This is a genomic window from Variovorax sp. KBW07 (assembly GCF_003852515.1).
Lineage (GTDB): Bacteria > Pseudomonadota > Gammaproteobacteria > Burkholderiales > Burkholderiaceae_C > Variovorax.
The window spans coordinates 13,247-29,406 of record NZ_QAJK01000064.1 but is presented as its reverse complement, the minus strand read 5'-3'; the positions used below and the strand labels follow the sequence as shown (position 1 = coordinate 29,406).

12 protein-coding genes and 1 pseudogene are annotated in these 16,160 nt (G+C 66.3%); 9 read left to right on the top strand and 4 right to left on the bottom strand.

The genetic code is table 11. The annotated features are described in order from the left end of the window. Window positions 1–307: 307 nt before the first annotated feature. From DBV14_RS14425 to DBV14_RS33430, 9 genes are all read left to right on the top strand, one after another. A complete protein-coding gene (locus DBV14_RS14425) occupies window positions 308–2,593 on the top strand; it encodes a type VI secretion system Vgr family protein (RefSeq protein WP_124459856.1) in 2,286 nt (761 codons plus the stop codon). Window positions 2,594–2,595: 2 nt separating this feature from the next. Next, on the top strand, window positions 2,596–3,141 hold the full coding sequence (locus DBV14_RS14420; RefSeq protein WP_260397029.1) for a hypothetical protein: 546 nt from the start codon (window positions 2,596–2,598) through the stop codon (window positions 3,139–3,141). A gap of 22 nt (window positions 3,142–3,163) precedes the next feature. Beyond that, a complete protein-coding gene (locus tag DBV14_RS14415; protein WP_124459854.1) occupies window positions 3,164–4,315 on the top strand; it encodes a DUF2169 domain-containing protein in 1,152 nt (383 codons plus the stop codon). 10 nt (window positions 4,316–4,325) lie between these two features. Next, window positions 4,326–5,435, top strand: coding sequence for a hypothetical protein (locus DBV14_RS14410; protein WP_124459853.1), 1,110 nt, complete (start codon window positions 4,326–4,328; stop codon window positions 5,433–5,435). After that, window positions 5,432–7,003 carry a PAAR-like domain-containing protein gene (locus DBV14_RS14405; protein ID WP_124459852.1) on the top strand — a complete coding sequence of 524 codons (1,572 nt, stop codon included), beginning with the start codon at window positions 5,432–5,434 and terminating at the stop codon, window positions 7,001–7,003. The genes DBV14_RS14410 and DBV14_RS14405 overlap by 4 nt, the downstream gene beginning before the upstream one ends. Beyond that, complete coding sequence (locus DBV14_RS14400; protein ID WP_124459851.1) at window positions 7,003–7,986, top strand: hypothetical protein; 984 nt, start codon at window positions 7,003–7,005, stop codon at window positions 7,984–7,986. The genes DBV14_RS14405 and DBV14_RS14400 overlap by 1 nt, the downstream gene beginning before the upstream one ends. A 10-nt stretch (window positions 7,987–7,996) precedes the next feature. Then, window positions 7,997–9,367 carry a hypothetical protein gene (locus DBV14_RS14395; RefSeq protein ID WP_260397028.1) on the top strand — a complete coding sequence of 457 codons (1,371 nt, stop codon included), beginning with the start codon at window positions 7,997–7,999 and terminating at the stop codon, window positions 9,365–9,367. Then, window positions 9,364–9,750 (top strand): thioredoxin family protein, encoded by a 387-nt coding sequence (locus DBV14_RS14390; RefSeq protein ID WP_124459850.1) that lies wholly within the window; start codon window positions 9,364–9,366, stop codon window positions 9,748–9,750. The genes DBV14_RS14395 and DBV14_RS14390 overlap by 4 nt, the downstream gene beginning before the upstream one ends. A gap of 145 nt (window positions 9,751–9,895) precedes the next feature. Continuing rightward, on the top strand, window positions 9,896–10,882 hold the full coding sequence (locus DBV14_RS33430; RefSeq protein ID WP_185546016.1) for a hypothetical protein: 987 nt from the start codon (window positions 9,896–9,898) through the stop codon (window positions 10,880–10,882). 24 nt (window positions 10,883–10,906) lie between these two features. On the opposite strand, the gene DBV14_RS33615 is transcribed toward DBV14_RS33430, so the two are convergent. The 4 genes and pseudogenes from DBV14_RS33615 to DBV14_RS14370 form a co-directional block, all read right to left on the bottom strand. Next, entirely contained in the window at window positions 10,907–11,434 is a 528-nt protein-coding gene (locus tag DBV14_RS33615; protein WP_221621891.1) for a GNAT family N-acetyltransferase, read from the bottom strand. Further along, window positions 11,435–12,001 (bottom strand): annotated as a pseudogene (locus DBV14_RS33610) (HD domain-containing protein); the annotation flags it as partial. Between the two features lie 59 nt (window positions 12,002–12,060). Next, window positions 12,061–15,066, bottom strand: a complete 3,006-nt coding sequence (locus DBV14_RS14375; RefSeq protein ID WP_124459848.1) for a transglycosylase domain-containing protein — start codon at window positions 15,064–15,066, stop codon at window positions 12,061–12,063. A gap of 206 nt (window positions 15,067–15,272) precedes the next feature. Further along, on the bottom strand, window positions 15,273–15,830 hold the full coding sequence (locus DBV14_RS14370; RefSeq protein ID WP_124459847.1) for a helix-turn-helix transcriptional regulator: 558 nt from the start codon (window positions 15,828–15,830) through the stop codon (window positions 15,273–15,275). Window positions 15,831–16,160 lie beyond the last annotated feature (330 nt).

The following is a 16,160-nucleotide window of genomic DNA, read 5'->3' as shown; positions in this document are numbered from 1 at the left end:
CCCCGTCAGTCCGAATAATTACCTGCACTCGCGATTTAAAACTTATGGTTTGTTTGTCCGGCCAGAGAAATAACTGGCAACAAAATTACAGCCTGCACTGGCGGAACTCGGTAAAAAAGATTGTTCAAATGCAATCGGGTTGTCACGCTTGACCTTGAGGATGGGGCACGGGCGGGTTTGCAAATCCAGATAAAAAAGCGGCCCCGTTCGACTGGCGATTGAGGAGGCAGCCGGAGAGCCGCTCGTGGGTCGAGCCCTTTGTCGAGGGCTGAGGGCGGGAATCGAATCGAAAGTTAGGGAGAGAGTCATGCCAACAGGCGCAGAGCGGTCCGTCCGCGTGCTGAGCGTTTCTTCGGCGGCCATGCCCATGATGGGCGGGCAGCCGGCCCTGGAGCCCGTGGCGATCGAGGGCGATGAAAGCCTGAGCAGCCTGTTCCGCTACACCGTCACGCTCACCACGCCCGAGCAGGCGGGCTACAACGAACGGCAGGCCGCCAACGTCGCCATCAAGCAACTGGTCGGCGAGACGCTCACCGTTCATGTCCTGCTCGACGGGCGCCCCGGCGCGGGGCCGGAGCAGCGCCACATTTCAGGCCTTGTCACGCGCGTGCGCTTCCTGCGCCTGGAAAACCGCCGGGCGCTGTACGAGGCGGTCATCGAGCCCTGGCTCACGCTGGCCACGCGCACCAGCGACTACCGCATCTTCCAGCACAAGAGCGTGACCGACATCGTGAGCGAGGTGCTGGGCGAGTACGACTTCGTGCATGAGCTGAAAGTCGCGCGCAGCTACCCGGCGCGCGAGTTCCAGGTGCAGTACGGCGAAAGCGACTTCGACTTCGTTTCCCGCTTGCTGCACGAGTGGGGGCTCTACTACTACTTCGAGCACTCGCAAGCCAGCCACAAGCTGGTCGTGGTGGACGAGATGGTGGCGCACCAACCCTATGCCCACGCAGGCTACGAAAAAATTCCTTTTCACGGTGCCGACGACACGGTGCGCGAAGAGCATTGCGACCGCTTCAACGCCTGCGAAACGCTGCAGAGCGGCCGCTGGGTCACCGACGACTTCGACTTCACGCGGCCCAAGGCCCGCCTGCAACAGGTGAGCGCCATGCCGCGCAAGACCTCGCAAAGCGGCATGGAGCGCTATGGCTGGCCGGGCGACTACACCGTCGAGTCCGAAGGCGAACAACTCGTGCGCACGCGCATGGAAGAAGTCGGCAGCCAGGGCGAGCGCGCCAGCGGCTCCGGCAATTTGCGCGCCGTGGTGCCGGGCTGCCTGCTCACGCTGGAGCGGCATCCGCAGAACGAGTCGAACAGGCAGTACCTGGTGACCGGCGCGCATCTCTGGGTGCAGGACATCGGCGATGCGAGCGCCCAGCAGCCGTTCGAGTGCCGGGTCGATTTCGAGGTGATTCCGTCGAGCAAGGTCTTCCGCGCGCCGGCGCCCGCTGCGCAACGCCCGCGCACCACGGGGCCGCAGACCGCCATCGTCACCGGCCCGGCCGGACGCGAAATCTGGACCGACGCCTACGGCCGCGTGAAGCTCAGCTTTCACTGGAACCGCTACTGCACGAAGGACGAGAACAGCTCCTGCTGGGTGCGCGTGTCTTCGCCGTGGGCCGGCACCAATTTCGGCGGCATCCAGATTCCCCGCATCGGGCAGGAGGTGATCGTCGATTTCGAGAATGGCGACCCCGACCGGCCGATCGTCACGGGCCGCGTCTACAACGCCGACAACATGCCGCCCTGGGACCTGCCCGCCAATGCAACGCAGAGCGGCCTGCTTACCCGCAGCTCCGAGGGGGCGAGCGATGCCAATGCCAACGCGCTGCGCTTCGAGGACAAGAAGGGTGCCGAGCAGCTCTGGCTGCACGCCGAACGCAACCAGGACATCGAAGTCGAGAAGGACGAAACCCACTGGGTGGGCAATGACCGCACCAAGACCATCGACCACGACGAGACCGTGCACGTGAAGCACGACCGCACCGAGACGGTCGACCATGACGAAACCATCACCGTGCACAACAACCGCACCGAGACGGTCGATGGCAACGAGACCATCACGGTCCACAAGAACCGCACGGAAACGGTGGACCTGGACGAGCGCATCACGGTGCACAAGAACCGCACCGAGACCGTCGACCTGAACGAGACCATCGGCATCGGCATGAACCGCACCGAAACCGTGGGCATGAACGAAACCATCGACATCGGCGACAACCGCGTCGTGACCATCGGCGGCAACAAGGCCGAGACGGTGGCGCTGGCCAAGGCCGAGACCATCGGGCTGGCGAAGGCGTTGACGATCGGCCTGGGCTACCAGGTCTCGGTGGGCGCGGCCATGAACACCACCGTGGGGTTGATGCAGACGGAGCAGGTGGGGCGCTCCAAGCGCGTCGATGTGCGCAACTCCTTCGACATCACCGCGGGCGACGAATTCAGCATCACCGTCGGCAAGTCCACGCTGGTGATGAAGTCCGACGGCACCATCACCTTCAACGGCCACACCTTCAATGTCGGCACGAGCGGCGAGCAGTACTTCAACGCCGATGGACACATCACGTCGAAGGCGAACAAGATCCAGGAGAACTGAACGTGCACGCCAATGACCGCAGCGCCAATCCGCCCGTGTCGCCGTCGCTCGAGGGCGACGCGCTGCTCGAAGCGCTGATTGCAAGACCCGCGGACAACCCCGGGCGCCGTGGCGCGCAGGGCATCGTGCTCGGCACGCTGGTCGACCTGGGCGCCGACCGAGCGGATGGGGCGGACGGGGCGGCAGGGGGCGTGCCCCGCGTGCGCCTGGCCGGCATGGGCACGATGGACGTGCTGTGCTCGCTGGTGCCGCTGGCCCCGACCGACGTCGGAAGCACGGTGGCACTGGGCTTCAGCGGCAGCGACATGCGCCAGGCCATCATCCTGGGCCTTGTGTGGGAGCCGCGGGAACAAAGGCCGGCGGCCGCAGCCGTGCCGCATGACGACACGCGCGTCGTCATCGAAGCAAAGAACGAGATCGAGCTGCGCTGCGGAGAGTCGGCGCTCATTCTCTCGGCCGATGGGCGCATCCAGTTGCGGGGCCACTACATCACAAGCCATGCCAGCGCGACCCAGCGCATCCTGGGCGGCTCGGTCAACGTCAACTGAGCAGCGAGGGAAAAGTACTGCGATGGAAGTGGCCGTTGGCAACAAGAACCTCGTCGCGGGTGCCGTGGTGGCGCTGGACGCCGCCAGCCGCGAGCACCTCGTGGTGGTGGCCAAGGCCACCTGGCGCATTCCGCTGCCGGGGCAACGGCCGGCACCGTTGCCGCCCGAGGCGCTGCAACAGACCGACGTGTACGTTGCGGAACCGGGAATGAGCGCCATGCTCTACGGCAGCGACTTTGCGCGCTTCAAGCCGCGTTGCGACGTGTTGTTCAATGCGAGCGCGCACAGCCCGGACGGCGAGCCGGTCACCCAGTTGGCGGTGGGCTGGCGAGTCGGGCCGCTGAGCAAGCGGCTCAACGTGGTGGGGCCGCGCACATGGTCCAGGGCATTCGGCAGCACGGCCATGGGCGCGCCCGCGACTTTTACGCGGCTGCCGTTGCACTACGGGCTGGCGTTCGGCGGCAAGCGCATCCGCATCGAAGGCAAGGGTGACGCAAGGCAGTTCGTGGAAGAGGCATTGCCTTCCAATCCGTCGGGTGTCGGCTACGCGGCCACGGTGGCGTCCGACATCATCGACGGCGTGCCGGCGCCGAGCCTGGAGGCAATGAACGAGCCCTTCGCCAAGCCCGCCGACATGCATGCGCCCGTGGCCTTCTCCGCCATCGGCAGGCACTGGCTGCCGCGCAAGAACCATTCGGGCACCTGCGACGACGCATGGCGCAGGGACGTGTTCCCGCTGCTGCCCGAAGACTTCGACGAGCAGTTTCATCAGTGCGCGCCGCAAGACCAGCAGATGGACTACCCGCGAGGCGGTGAAGAAGTCATCCTGCTGAACATGATGGCCGGCCGGCCCGACGTGCGCTTTCGCCTGCCCCTGCTCGACAGCGTTCCGGTGCGCGTCTTGCGCAAGGACTACAGCGTGCAGGCATGCGAAGCGGTTGTGGACACCCTCTACTTCGAGCCCGACCAGGAGCGCTTTTCGGTCGTCTGGCGCACCAGCCTGCCCATCCGGCGCAGGGCGCAGGAGTTCGAGGCCATTGCGGTCGGCCCCGTGGACCCCGCCTGGTGGGCCGCAAGGTCCATGGGCCTGGATGGCAGCGACTGCGCCGGGTGCGGCCCGGAAGAGAGCGATGCCGTGATGCTGGGGGGCCGGCATGGCGCCTGGGAACGATAGGGCCGGGGCCGTGGCCCGCGCGATGCCGTCGCAGCCCTTCCAGCCTTTCCAGCCCTTGCGGGTGGTGGGCCGGGGTATCTGCTGCGCCGTTGGCCACCGGGCGCAAGCCGCCGTCGCGGCCATCAACGCCAGGGTGAATCATTTCAGGGAAACCGACTTCATCGACCTGGAAGGCGGCCCGGTCGTCGGCGGGGCGCTTCATGATGTGCCGGTCTGGGGCGAGGAGCGATGGCACGCGATGTTGCACAGCGTGGTCACCGAGAGCCTGGCGCTGCTGCCGCAGGTGCCCTTCGAGCGCGTTGCCGTCGTGGTGCTCTCGGCCGAGCCGGAGCGCATCGGCATCACGCACGAAGGGTTCGGGCGCGTGCTCGATGGGCTGATGAAGGCAGGGTGCCTGTCTGGCACAAGCAGGTTCCATGCGGCGTCGTGCCGGCTGCCCTATGGCAAGGGTGGCATCGCGCAAGCGCTGCAAGAAATTTCGGGCTTCCTGGGCCAGCGCGGAGGCCCGGACTACGTGGTGCTGGCAGCCGTGGATTCCTTTCTGCATGCGGGCGCCATCGAGCACTACCTCGAGGCGGAACGCATCGCCACGCCATCGAACCCGGACGGCTTCATTCCTGCCGAAGGCGCGTCCGCCGTGCTGCTCAGCCACCGGCCCGAGGGGCGCGCCGAGTCGCTCTGGGTCGACGGCTGTGCCACGCACGACGATCCGTGGCGCGTTGGCTGTGAAGCGCCGCAGCGCGCGCAGGCACTCACCCGGGCCATCCGCGATGCCGCGCAAGAGGCCGGCGTTGAAGTGAGCGCACTGGCCTTTCATGCCAGCGGAATGACGGGGGAGAGTTGGTCGGCGAAAGAAATCAACCTGGCGCTTTCTCGATCGCTCGAACGGCGCGTGGCCGAATTTCCGCACAGCATCATTGCCGGCCATGTGGGAGAGACGGGCGCTGCGGCCCCCGTGCTCGCGCTGGCATGGCTGGCCGACGCGATGGGCCGCGATGACGGCCCGGGGCGCAGCGCTTTGCTGCACTTCGCGGGAGACGACGGCCGGCGTGCCGCGCTCGTCGTCCGGTTCCGCTCGCCCGTGATTGGCGCGCCGCTCACCAGGACCCATCGATCATGAAGACCCATGTCTACGCCAACGGACTGGAAATCGCCGGCAAGGCCGTGGGCGGCGACGGTGTTTCGCCCCAGGCTTTTCCCGACCCGTGCTGGAGTCCCCCAGGGCCGCCCGCCGGGCCCGTCGTCATTCCGTACCCCAACACCTGCTACGCGAGCAGCATCAAGAACGGAACCTCCACGGTCTTCATCGTGGGCAAGGAAGTGGCGATCGAAGACCACTCCTACTTTGCGACAAGTACCGGCAACGAGCCGGCGACGCAGGCTTTTCCGAAGGGCGTGGCGACGCACGTCATTACCGGCAAGGCCTACTTCACGCAGTGGTCCTTCGACGTGATCTTCGAAGGCTACGGTGTTCCGCGCCACACCGATCTGGTGAGCCACAACCACGGCTCGATGCCGAGCAACACGCCGGTGTTTCCCTACATTTCGCGCGGCTGGGGCAGCCACGATTGCGCGAAGGAAGAAAAGAAGATCGAACGCGCCTGCGCGCCCGAGAAAGATCATTCCGAGACGCGCAAGGAGCTCAAGAAGAAGAGCAGGTTTTCCGCGCTGCTGAAGGCGGGAAGAAAGAATTCGGGTGACAAGAAAAACCCGCACTGGACCGACGACCACTGCGACGGGCTGGAGATCAACCTGGGCGGCCCGAAAGGCGTCCAGAACGCCATGGACTACGCCAAGCAGATGCAGGAGGCCTACAAGAACCTGCCGGGGGAGCTGGACCTGCTCAAGAACCTCAGGGGCGAGCTGCAGGACATGGCAACCCGTGCAGGCGCAAAGGCCGCCGGGAAATGGGTCGCCAAGGCCGGCGGCAAGCAACTGCTCGGCTCCTCGGTGCCGGCGTGGGGCAATGCGGTCATGGGTGTCTGGTCGGTGGTGGACGGCGTCATGGCCATCGGCGACGTCAATGAGATCCGCCGCGTTGCGATCGAATCGATCGAAAAACTCAACGTGCTGGAGAAAGAGGCCGGCCGCCTCCAGTCGCTGGCTGCCGAGTTCAACGGCTTCGACAAGCTCAGCCCGCAAGAGCAGCTTGCCAAGGCGCAGAAGATCGGCTCCGAAGGCCAGGACCTGCTGGCCACGCTGAACGACTGCACCCGTGCGCGCAAATGCAACCTGGTGCCCAAGAGCAAGAAGGACGGCGACAGGAAAGTGGAGACGGCCGACGGCAAGGGCTGCTGTCCCGGGCAGACGGGCCACCACCTGATCAATGACGCGATGGTGAAGGAGGCCAACTGCCCGGGCTATGAATACAGCACGGCACCCACGGTCTGCGTGGAAGGCTTCAGCCAGAACCATGGCAGCCACAAACGCGTGCACGACAAGATGGACGAGCAGGTTCAGGGTCTGGTCGATGCGGGCAAGACCCAGGGCGGCACGATGAGCATGAAGCAAGCCATCGACGCCGCGGTGAAGTCGCACCAGGAAGCCTTTCCCATGTCGCGCTGCTCAGCAAAATGCATTCGTGCACAGCTGGAAAACTACTACAAGTGCCCCACGGCGAGGTTGAAGACCGTGAACAAGGGCGGCGCACAGCAAACGCCGAATACCGGTAACGATACGAACGACTGATGGAGATTGCATTGGACTCATCGATTCACACGAGCAGAGAAGTTTGGCGCGCAGAAATCAAAGGCTGGTCCATCACGGATTGCGCGGTGCGCAGCCGCACGCTTCTGTATTTTTGTCTTCGCAAGGAACTGCCTGAAGAGCAGGCATCGCGAATGTTCGACCACGACATTCCCACCAAGATGCTTGTGATCAATCTGGAGAAACCCGGCACCTCGTTCGGTGCACGGCATCTCATCGGATACAACAAACCACGCATCGGCGTTGCCTTGAATCCGTTGCCTCAAGGCCTGGTTGTCGCTCGCAACGACGATGGACAGGTCAGCGTCGTCGGAGGAGGCAAGGATTTTCCCGATGAGTTCATCGATCCAGGCCATGTCCCGATGACCTGGAAGATCAAGACGATTGATGGCTACGCTTATTCCGTGGGCGGGCAGCGAAAGATCTACAAGCGGACCGATACGGGCAAATGGAAAAAGGTTGCCGACCTTCCGCGTGTCGAACACATCGAGCGCGCAGGTTTCAGAGACCTCGACGCTTTTTCGGCGTCCGACATGTACGCCGTGGGAGGCCACGGCGATGTATGGCACTTCGACGGCAAGGACTGGACGCAGATGGGCTTCCCCAGCAACGTTCAACTGGCGACCGTGACCTGTGCCGGAGACGGCAATGTCTACATCTCCGGCGAAGGCGGCAGCTTGTGGGTTGGCCAGAAATCGACCTGGAAGAACATCTACAAGGGCAGCTCGAGCATTCCGTGGAACGACGTTGCGTGGTTCGACGAAAGGCTCTGGCTCGCCTCCGACTATCAGTTCCAGATCTGGAACGGCAGCGAGCTCACGCCGGTGACACACGAGGGTGAGCAGATGGGCGCCGGCGGACACATGGATGTCCGCGATGGATTGCTGGCCATCGCGAGCCCGACGCAAGCCTGGACCTTCGATGGCCGGCGCTGGCGCACGATCATTGGCCCTTACTTCGACTGATCCGAGTCGAATGGGGCCTGCCGCAATCACCATTCCCGCCAGCATCGAGCCGCTGGTTCGCCGTCACGCGGAAGATGCCGCGTTCTACTGGCAGTACATCGACACATCGCGCTCGTCGGTGCATTTGAGCTGGCAAAAATTCGAGCATTTCGATCGCATGCTCGGCGCGCATCTCGAGGGGTTGCAAGTAGCCGGCGCAGCCGGGCTTTCGACGACCCTGGCCGCGCTCGACCGATGGAAGAAGGCGGGAGAGGCCTTCGCAGGCAGTTGGGTCGCCATGCAGTCCGGCGATGCGGCGGGCCTGGCACGGGTGATGACCATCGTGCGAGCACAGCCCGACACCTTGCTGCGCGGTGTCGTCTCCGCCCTGGCGCGCCTGCCGCTGCCCAGGGCCCACAACATCCTGCGCCAATGGAGCAGTGAGCCTTCCGACCCCGTGACCGCGGTCGCGGCGTTGCGAGCGGTCGCGCTCATCGGAGCGCCAGCCCTGCCGGCCCTTTCGCTCCCGCCGGCGCATTGGCTGGCTCACCCCGTGCCGTTCGTGCGCGCGGCTGCGTGCCGTGCGGCCGCGGCGACCCGCAGCGCCACGCCCTGGCAGCACGAGCCCATGGCATCGCAGGCGCACGACACCGCCGCCGCCCTGGTGCAGGCGCTTGGCGACAGCGACCATGCCGTGCGTGCGGAAGCCGCTATTGCATCGGGCGGCTCGGCGGCGCATCGCGCGCAGGCGTTGGCCGTGCTCTGGCGCTGCGTGGTGGCGCAGGCGGCACATGCGCAGCAGGCCACCGGCTGGTTTCGCCAGCAGGCCGACAGGCGCCTGAGCCGCTGGCTGCGGCATCTGGCCTGCCTGGTGCCGATGCGGCACCCCGACGTGCAGGGCCTCTACGCGTTCCTGCCGCCGAGGGCCGGCCTTTGTTTCGCGCTGCATCATGGCGATCCGGCCCACCTGCACTACGTGACCAGCCGCATCGCCCACCCGGAAGATGCGCGCTACGCGGGGTGGGTGTGGCAGACCCTGACCGGCATCGATCTGGAGGCGCCTGGCCTGGTGGCGCAAGAGCCGGAGCTTCTGCAGACCGACTTGCGCGGGCCGGTCACCGCAGCCCGGCTGGACGCCGACAGCGGGCTGCCGCTGCCGGACCTGCTGGCGGTGCAGAACGCCCAGCGCGCGGTGCGCTTCGATGCCGGCGCCAACCAGCGGCTGCTCTGCGGACGCCTGGTCACCGACGCGTGGCTCGTGGAGCTGCTTCAGCATGCGACACAACCGGTGCGCGCCGTTGCTGCCCATGCCCTGCGGTATCGCGTGCCGGGTACGGGCCTGAGTGTGCGTGGCTCCGCCGAGTCGCAGCGCAGGCAGATCGACAGGCTGCTGCGTTCATGACCTTCCCCGACCCGTGGCTCGACGCGGCCGACATTGCCGGGCGACTGCAGCAGCCCGAGGGCACGCTCGTCGCCGTGGTCGGTGCAAGGGCATGGTGCGCAAAGTGCCGGCAACTGCATCCCGCGTTCGCGCGCCTTGCGGGCCTGAGCAAGGCATCGAGCACCGTGTGGCTCTGGCTCGACCTGGAAGATCACGCCGAGTTTCTGGGCCGGTTCGTTCCGGAGGACCTGCCTCTGCTGCTGCATTTGCGCGAAGGGCAATTGGTCGAGTCGGGCACGGTCGAAGCTTTCGACCACACCGGCTGGCGCTTGCGGCCAAGCGGCCGGGAAGAAGACCTGCCGCCACTCTGGAAGATTTTCTCTTCGGCGAACTGGGCGGAATGATGTGACCCGGAGTCACAGTTGCCAGACCGGCTCCACAACAGGTTCAGGTTCACCGGATCGTTCGGGCACTTGAGAAAAGCCGCGATAGCTCGTCGAGGTACACCCGTACTACCAGCACTCCAACGGGCAGCAGCTCGGACGACTAATGGAAAGCGAATTGAATCAGTCAATCTATCTGAGCAAAGAGGTCTGGGCAGCGGAAATCAAGGGCTGGTCCATTACCGACTGCGCCGTGCGAAGCCACTCCTTCCTCTACATCTGCCTTCGCCGGGATGTGTCCGACGAACAGGCGTCGAAGATGTGGGACCACGACATCCCCACGAAGTTGTTCGTTCTCAACCTCGAAAAACCGGGAACCACCTTCGGCTCGCGCACGCTGGAGGGCTACAACAAACCGCGAATCGGCGTGGCCCTGAAGCCATTGGCCCAGGGCCTGCTCGTCGCCAGGAACAACGACGGGCAAGTCAGCGTGCTCGGCGGCGGCGGAAAATTTCCCGACGAGTTCATCGACCCCGGCAAGGTGCCCGTGACCTACCGGATCAAGACGATCGATGGCTTCGCCTATTCGGTCGGTGGCGGGCGGGCCATCTACAAACGCACCGACATCGGCAAGTGGACGAAGGTCGGCGAAGGGTTTCCACAGAAGGATGCGTCTTCCTCGCAGGGCTTCAACGACATGGATGCCTTCTCGGCGAACGACATGTATGCCGTCGGTGGCCACGGCGACGTGTGGCACTTCGATGGCAAAGCCTGGAAGCAGATGGGATTTCCCAGCAACGTGCAACTCGGCACCGTGACGTGTGCGGGCGATGGCAAGGTCTATATCTCGGGCGAGGGCGGAAGCCTCTGGGTGGGGCGCGAGTCCACCTGGAAGAGCATCTACAAAGGCAATGCCAGCATTCTGTGGAACGATGCCGCCTGGTTCGGTGGCCAGCTCTGGCTGTCCTCCGACTATCAGTTCCGCGTCTGGAACGGCAGCGAGTTGCTGCCGGTGACTCACAACGGAGAACCGGTGTCCGCCAGTGGCCACATGGATGTGCGCGACGGACTCCTGGGCATTGCCAGCCCCACGCATGTCTGGACCTTTGACGGCCAGCAGTGGCGCACGATCGTCGCGCCGTATCTCGATTGATACGGATCGCATGGGGCCTGCCGGCTACCGCGTCGCGTCGAACGCCTCGTGATAGCGCACATCCCCCGTCGGCCATGCACCGTCGAAACGAATCGCCTGGAAGTACTCCGCAGGCACCCCCGGCAGCACCAGCCCCGGTTGCGCGACAAACCCGAAGCGCCCGTAGTAGGCGGGGTCTCCCAGCACCACGCAGCCCGCAGCGCCTGCTTGCCGCAAGCGCTCCAGCGCAGACGCCATCAGCGCGGCCCCGATGCCTTGCCCCTGCCGCCCAGGCACCACCGAGATTGGCCCCAGCCCATACCAGTCGGTTGCACCTGAAGAAGAAATAGACACCGGCGACACCGCCACGTGACCCACGATTTCCTGTTCGTCTTCACCGGTCTGCGCCGCTTGCGCCACCAGCGACACCGTGAGCTGCCCCGCCCGCCGCAGCGCATTCACGATGAACTGCTCGGTATGGCTCGCATGCGCCGCATTCGCGAACGCCGCCGTGGTGACGCGCTCGATGGCCGCCGCATCGCCCGGCCGCTCGTCGCGGATCAGCAGCGGCACGATGCGGCGCCGCGTGTCGTCATCGACCAGTTCGCGCAACGCACTGAACAACGGCGTGGTGCCCGTGTGCTTGCGGCCGTAGCCGAGGTTGAAGGCGTAGTCGAAATCCTCCGGGTTCGCCCCCTGGTTGTGCTGCAGGATGGTCTCCAGCTTGTCGAGCGCCTTCACCGCCTTGGCCTCCGGTGAGGCGGCGGCTTCGTACTCTTCCCAGAGCGACAGCAGATCGCCGCGTAGCTTGCTGCCGTCGTTGCCCAGCGGCGCCATCAGCGTGAGCAGGTCGTTGCGTTCGCGCTCGCTCTTGTCGGGGTGCGCGCCCTGGCTCACTGCCGGAATGTCGCCATGGATGGCCTCGCCCAGGTCGTGCACCACGCACAGCTTGAGCACCTTCAGCAGGTCGAGCCCGGCCAGCTCTTCTTCAAACGCCATCGCCATCAGGCACAGCCGCCAGCTGTGCTCGGCCGTGCTCTCGGCGCGGCCGGAGGATGTGTGCCCGCTGCGCAGCACGTCTTTCAGTTTTTCCGCCTCGCGCAGGAAGGCGAGCTTGCCCTTGAGTTTCTCGATGTTCATCGAGAGCAATCGTAGGGAGGCGGGGCGGCGGTGTCCACGCATGAGATATGCGCGCCGAATCAATCTCCCCCGCATCCGCTGCGTCGGAGCACTGGCAGCAACTGCGGCCCCAGCGACTTCAGCAACTGCGTCGGCAGCGCGCTCGTGAAGCGGTAGCGGGCGGCATAGGGTTCGCGCACGTAGGCCAGGATGGTGCCGAAGTAACGGTCGCCGATGGTGAACACGAAGGTGGCCGAGCGGCTGATCTTGCGTTCCGACAGCATGCGTCCGCCGCGGCCGGTGTGCCCGTAGCGATGGTCGCCGGTGCCGGTCTTGCCGCCGATCTCTATCGCGCGGCCATTCTCGTCCACCAGCGCGTCTTTCAGGCGCCGCGCCGTGCCGTCGTTCACCACCTCGACCAGCGCGCGCCGCACCGTTGCGGCCACTTCGGTGGGCAGCACCCGTTCGGCGTTCGCGTTGCGTGGTTCCAGCCGTGTTTCGTAAGGTGTGTCGCGTGCAAAGTGCAATGCGTCGATCCGCTGCGTGGGCAGCCGCACGCCATCGTTCGCGATGATGCCCATCAGCTCCGCCAGCGCAGCCGGCCGGTCGCCCGACGCGCCGATCGCGCTCGCGTAAGAAGGCGTGAGCGATGCGAACGGGTAACCCACGCGTTGCCACGAGCGGTGAATCTGCGCGAAGGCGTCGAGCTCGATCAGCTCGCGCACGCGCCTGTCTTGCGCGCTCTTGTGGCGCGTCTTGAAGAGCCAGGCATAGACCTCCTGGCGTTCGCGCGCGCTCGCGTCCAGCACCTCGGTCAGCGAGGCGCCCGGGTGACGCCGCAGGTAGCCCACCAGCCAGAGCTCCAGCGGATGCACCCGCGCGACATAGCCGCGGTCGGCCAGCGACAAGCCGGCGTAGGTGCCGCGCAGTGCCTGCAACGCGCGCGGCGAGCCGGCGCCGCGGCCCAGCCTCCGCAGCAGAAGCGCGTCGAGCCGAGCTTCGTCGGCTTCGGGCTCGATGGTGAACAGCACGCTCGCCAGGCGCGGTGCCGACGGCCTTACGCCGCGCAGCAGCAGCGCTTCGGCGCCGGCGGCCGACTGGCCCTGGTACTTGCGATGAAAGCGCATCAGGTAGGCCGAGCCTTCGCGGTCCGCAAAGCGCGCGAGCAGCTCGCGCCGGCCTGGGGCGGCGGGGTCTTTCAGCAGCTGCTCCGCGTTCGACGCGCCGCCGAACATGCGGTGGCGCACCAGGTCGCGCATCAGGCGGATGAACACCAGGTTGACCGAATGCTTGAAGCCCTCCCGCACCGTCATCGAACTGGCGTTGCGCGAGCGCTCGAAATTCTCGAACTGGTGCATGCCGCCGCCGGTAAAAAAAGCCTCGCCCGTGCCCGCCGAATACTTGCGCTCCATCGCCGCCTCGAGCATCGGGCCAAGGCGGCGGTCTTTGGCGCGCGACAGGTACTGCCGCGCCCACAGGCCCAGCGGGTCGCGCGGGCTCGGCGGCGGCAGCGCCGACAGCTGGGCCGGGCTCAGGTCGGCCCAGCCCGCGTGCAGCTCGGCCACCAGCTCCAGGTAGCTCACCAGCGTGCGCAGCTTGGCCGTCGAGCCCAGGTCCAGCCGCGCGCCCTGGTTCACGTCGAACGGCTGGTCGATGTTGTCGGCCTGAACGCGCAGCAGGTTCGCCCCGGCGCTGCGCTCGAACAGCGTGAAGCTGTAGATCAGCGGGCCCGGGTCAGCACCCGGGTCGAGCATGTGGGAGCCCACCAGCCCCGCCGCCTTCGCCGCGGCGGGCGTTCGCAGGCCGGCCAGCACCCGCGCCACCAGCGCCTGCGCCTCGCCGTCCAGGCTGGTTTCGGCGTCGAGGTCGAGCCGCTCCAGGTCGTAGGCACGCGGCACGTCGAGCAGCGTGGAAATGTGGGTGCGCAGCGCGGTGGCGGCCTTGCGCTGCACGAAGTCCGGCCGGGGTGTCGGCGGCAGCGGGGGCTGCAGGTGCAAGGGCAGCGGCAGCGCCGCATCGCGCAGCGCCGGCGTGATCAGCCCCGCCTCGGCCATCAGCCGCAGGTAGCTGTCGGTCAGCCGCGCCAGGCTCGCGCCGTCGCCCAGCAGGTGCTGCGACGGGCGGCGCTGCGCGATCATCAGCGACAGCGCCTGCTTGAAGGCCTCCGCCTGCCGCCCGAGCGCTTCGTCCGTCGGCGCCGCAGCCTCTTCCCCGCTGTCGGCCAGCAGGCGGTTCACCTCGCCGAAGTCGCGCCCGTACCAGGCCCACAGGCCGTCGCCCAGGCCATGCACCTCGCCCATGCCCGGGCGGGCCGCCAGCGGCACCGTGTCCAGGTAGTCGACGACGATCTGGCGGCGGCGTGCCTGCGTGTCTTCGCCATCCTGATAGGCCCGCAGCGAGGCCGACGCCATCTGCCGCAGCTTGTCTTTGACCGACCCCGTGCGGCCTTGCGGCGAATGGCGGTACTTTTCGATCTGCGTGGCCAGCGTGCTGCCGCCCGTTGCCGACTGGCCCAGGCCCACCGCCCGCAGCGCCTGCTCCAGCGCCGCCTTGGCGAAGCGTTCCGGATCGATCGCGGGGTTGCGCTGCAGCGGCTCCGCGTCCAGCAGGTGGCGGTCTTCGACGAACAGCAGGGCGCTTGCCAGCAGCGGCGGCACGTCTTCGAAGCGCTCGTACGCCCGGTTGGGCACGCGCGTGTGCAGCAGCGCCGCGTTGCGGCAGTCGCGCACCGTCAGGCCGGCCTGGTTTTTCTCGCGGTAGGGTGCGTAGAGCCCGTGCGCCTGCAGCTCGATCAGCCGCGGCGACATGCGGGCCTGGCGGGTCACCACATAGCCCTGGGGCTCCAGGCGTTCGATGAAGTGGGGAAGGTCGTGATAGCCCATCCGCTCGTCGTAGGGCCCGGTGTGGGGGAAGCGGATGGCGTCGCTGGCACCGGCATCGACGCTGAAGCTCGCGCCGCTGGCCAGGTCGCGCCACAGGGCCGATTGCAGCCGGGAGGTTTTCAGCTCGTCCACCACGAAGACGGCAAATGCGCCCCCTGCGGCTAGCCCCGCGCCGACCCAGAAAAGCTTCTTGAACCAAGTCATGCCCTGTCTGCCTCGCGAACAGCCTGCACTGTGGTTTTGTCAGTGAGGATGATGCGCTTTTTGCGGCGATTTGGCTTGGGTGGGAGCGGGCTGGGCTGGCGGCTCAGGGCGGGGTCGCCGGGTGGGTCTGCGGACGGAGGCGTGACCGCATCGAACCCCCGCGATTCGGTGCGCTGTGTTTTGCTTTGCCTGGCCGCTGCCGGTGGCTACTGCAGCGTTTCGACCAGCCGCGCCGACGTGCCATCGGACAGCGTGAGCCGCGTCCACCGGCACAGGCTCTGCGCGATGGGCACCAGCTCCGAATCGTTGGTGCCCGTGACGAACTCCAGCGAGGGCGGCGCGAGCGCATCGCGCCAGCCGATGTTGTCGAGCAGGGCTTCCTTGCCCGCGATCTCCGGCGTGGCGTACCGCCAGAGCGAGCGGCCCAGCAACGTGGAGAGCGGCACGCCGAACTCGGCGGCCCTGCGCGCGGAGCAGGCCAGCAGGCGATGCGTGATGTCGCACACCAGATGCACCGGCCGCGGGCTCTCGTCGACGAGCCTGGCGAGTGCGTGGTCGGCGGCTGCATCGAGCCGGGTCGACAGCAGCTTTTCAGCGCGGGCGCGCTCGGCGGGCTCCATCGCCTGGGTGCCGGATTCCCAGCGGGAGATGGTCGATTGGTTGACGTTGAAGAGTTCGGCCGCGTGCGATTGCTTCACGCGGTGGAGCAGGCGCCAGCGCTTGAGGGCTGGGCCCAGGGCGGGGGGGATGAAGGGGGCTTGCATGTCGGTTTATTGACGTGACAGGTGGGCATCTTGTTTTGGATTGCCGATGTGCGCAAAGTTGGGCCGATGCGCGATTTGTTCGCTGCGCGGAGGCTCCGTTGAAGCGCTTCTGTTCTTACATTTGAACGACCGCCGCGCCTCACGGCGGGACATCGAAATGCACACCGCAGCGATGTCGATGTGAGGCAGAAAAGGCGACGGCCAAGGTGCGCTAACACCATGACCGTCTGACCAACCAACGTGCATTACCTTGCAGGAGAGCACACCAGATGGCTGATCGAATTATCGCCGGGCAACATACGCCCGCTTCCGACGACGTAACCCACCAGC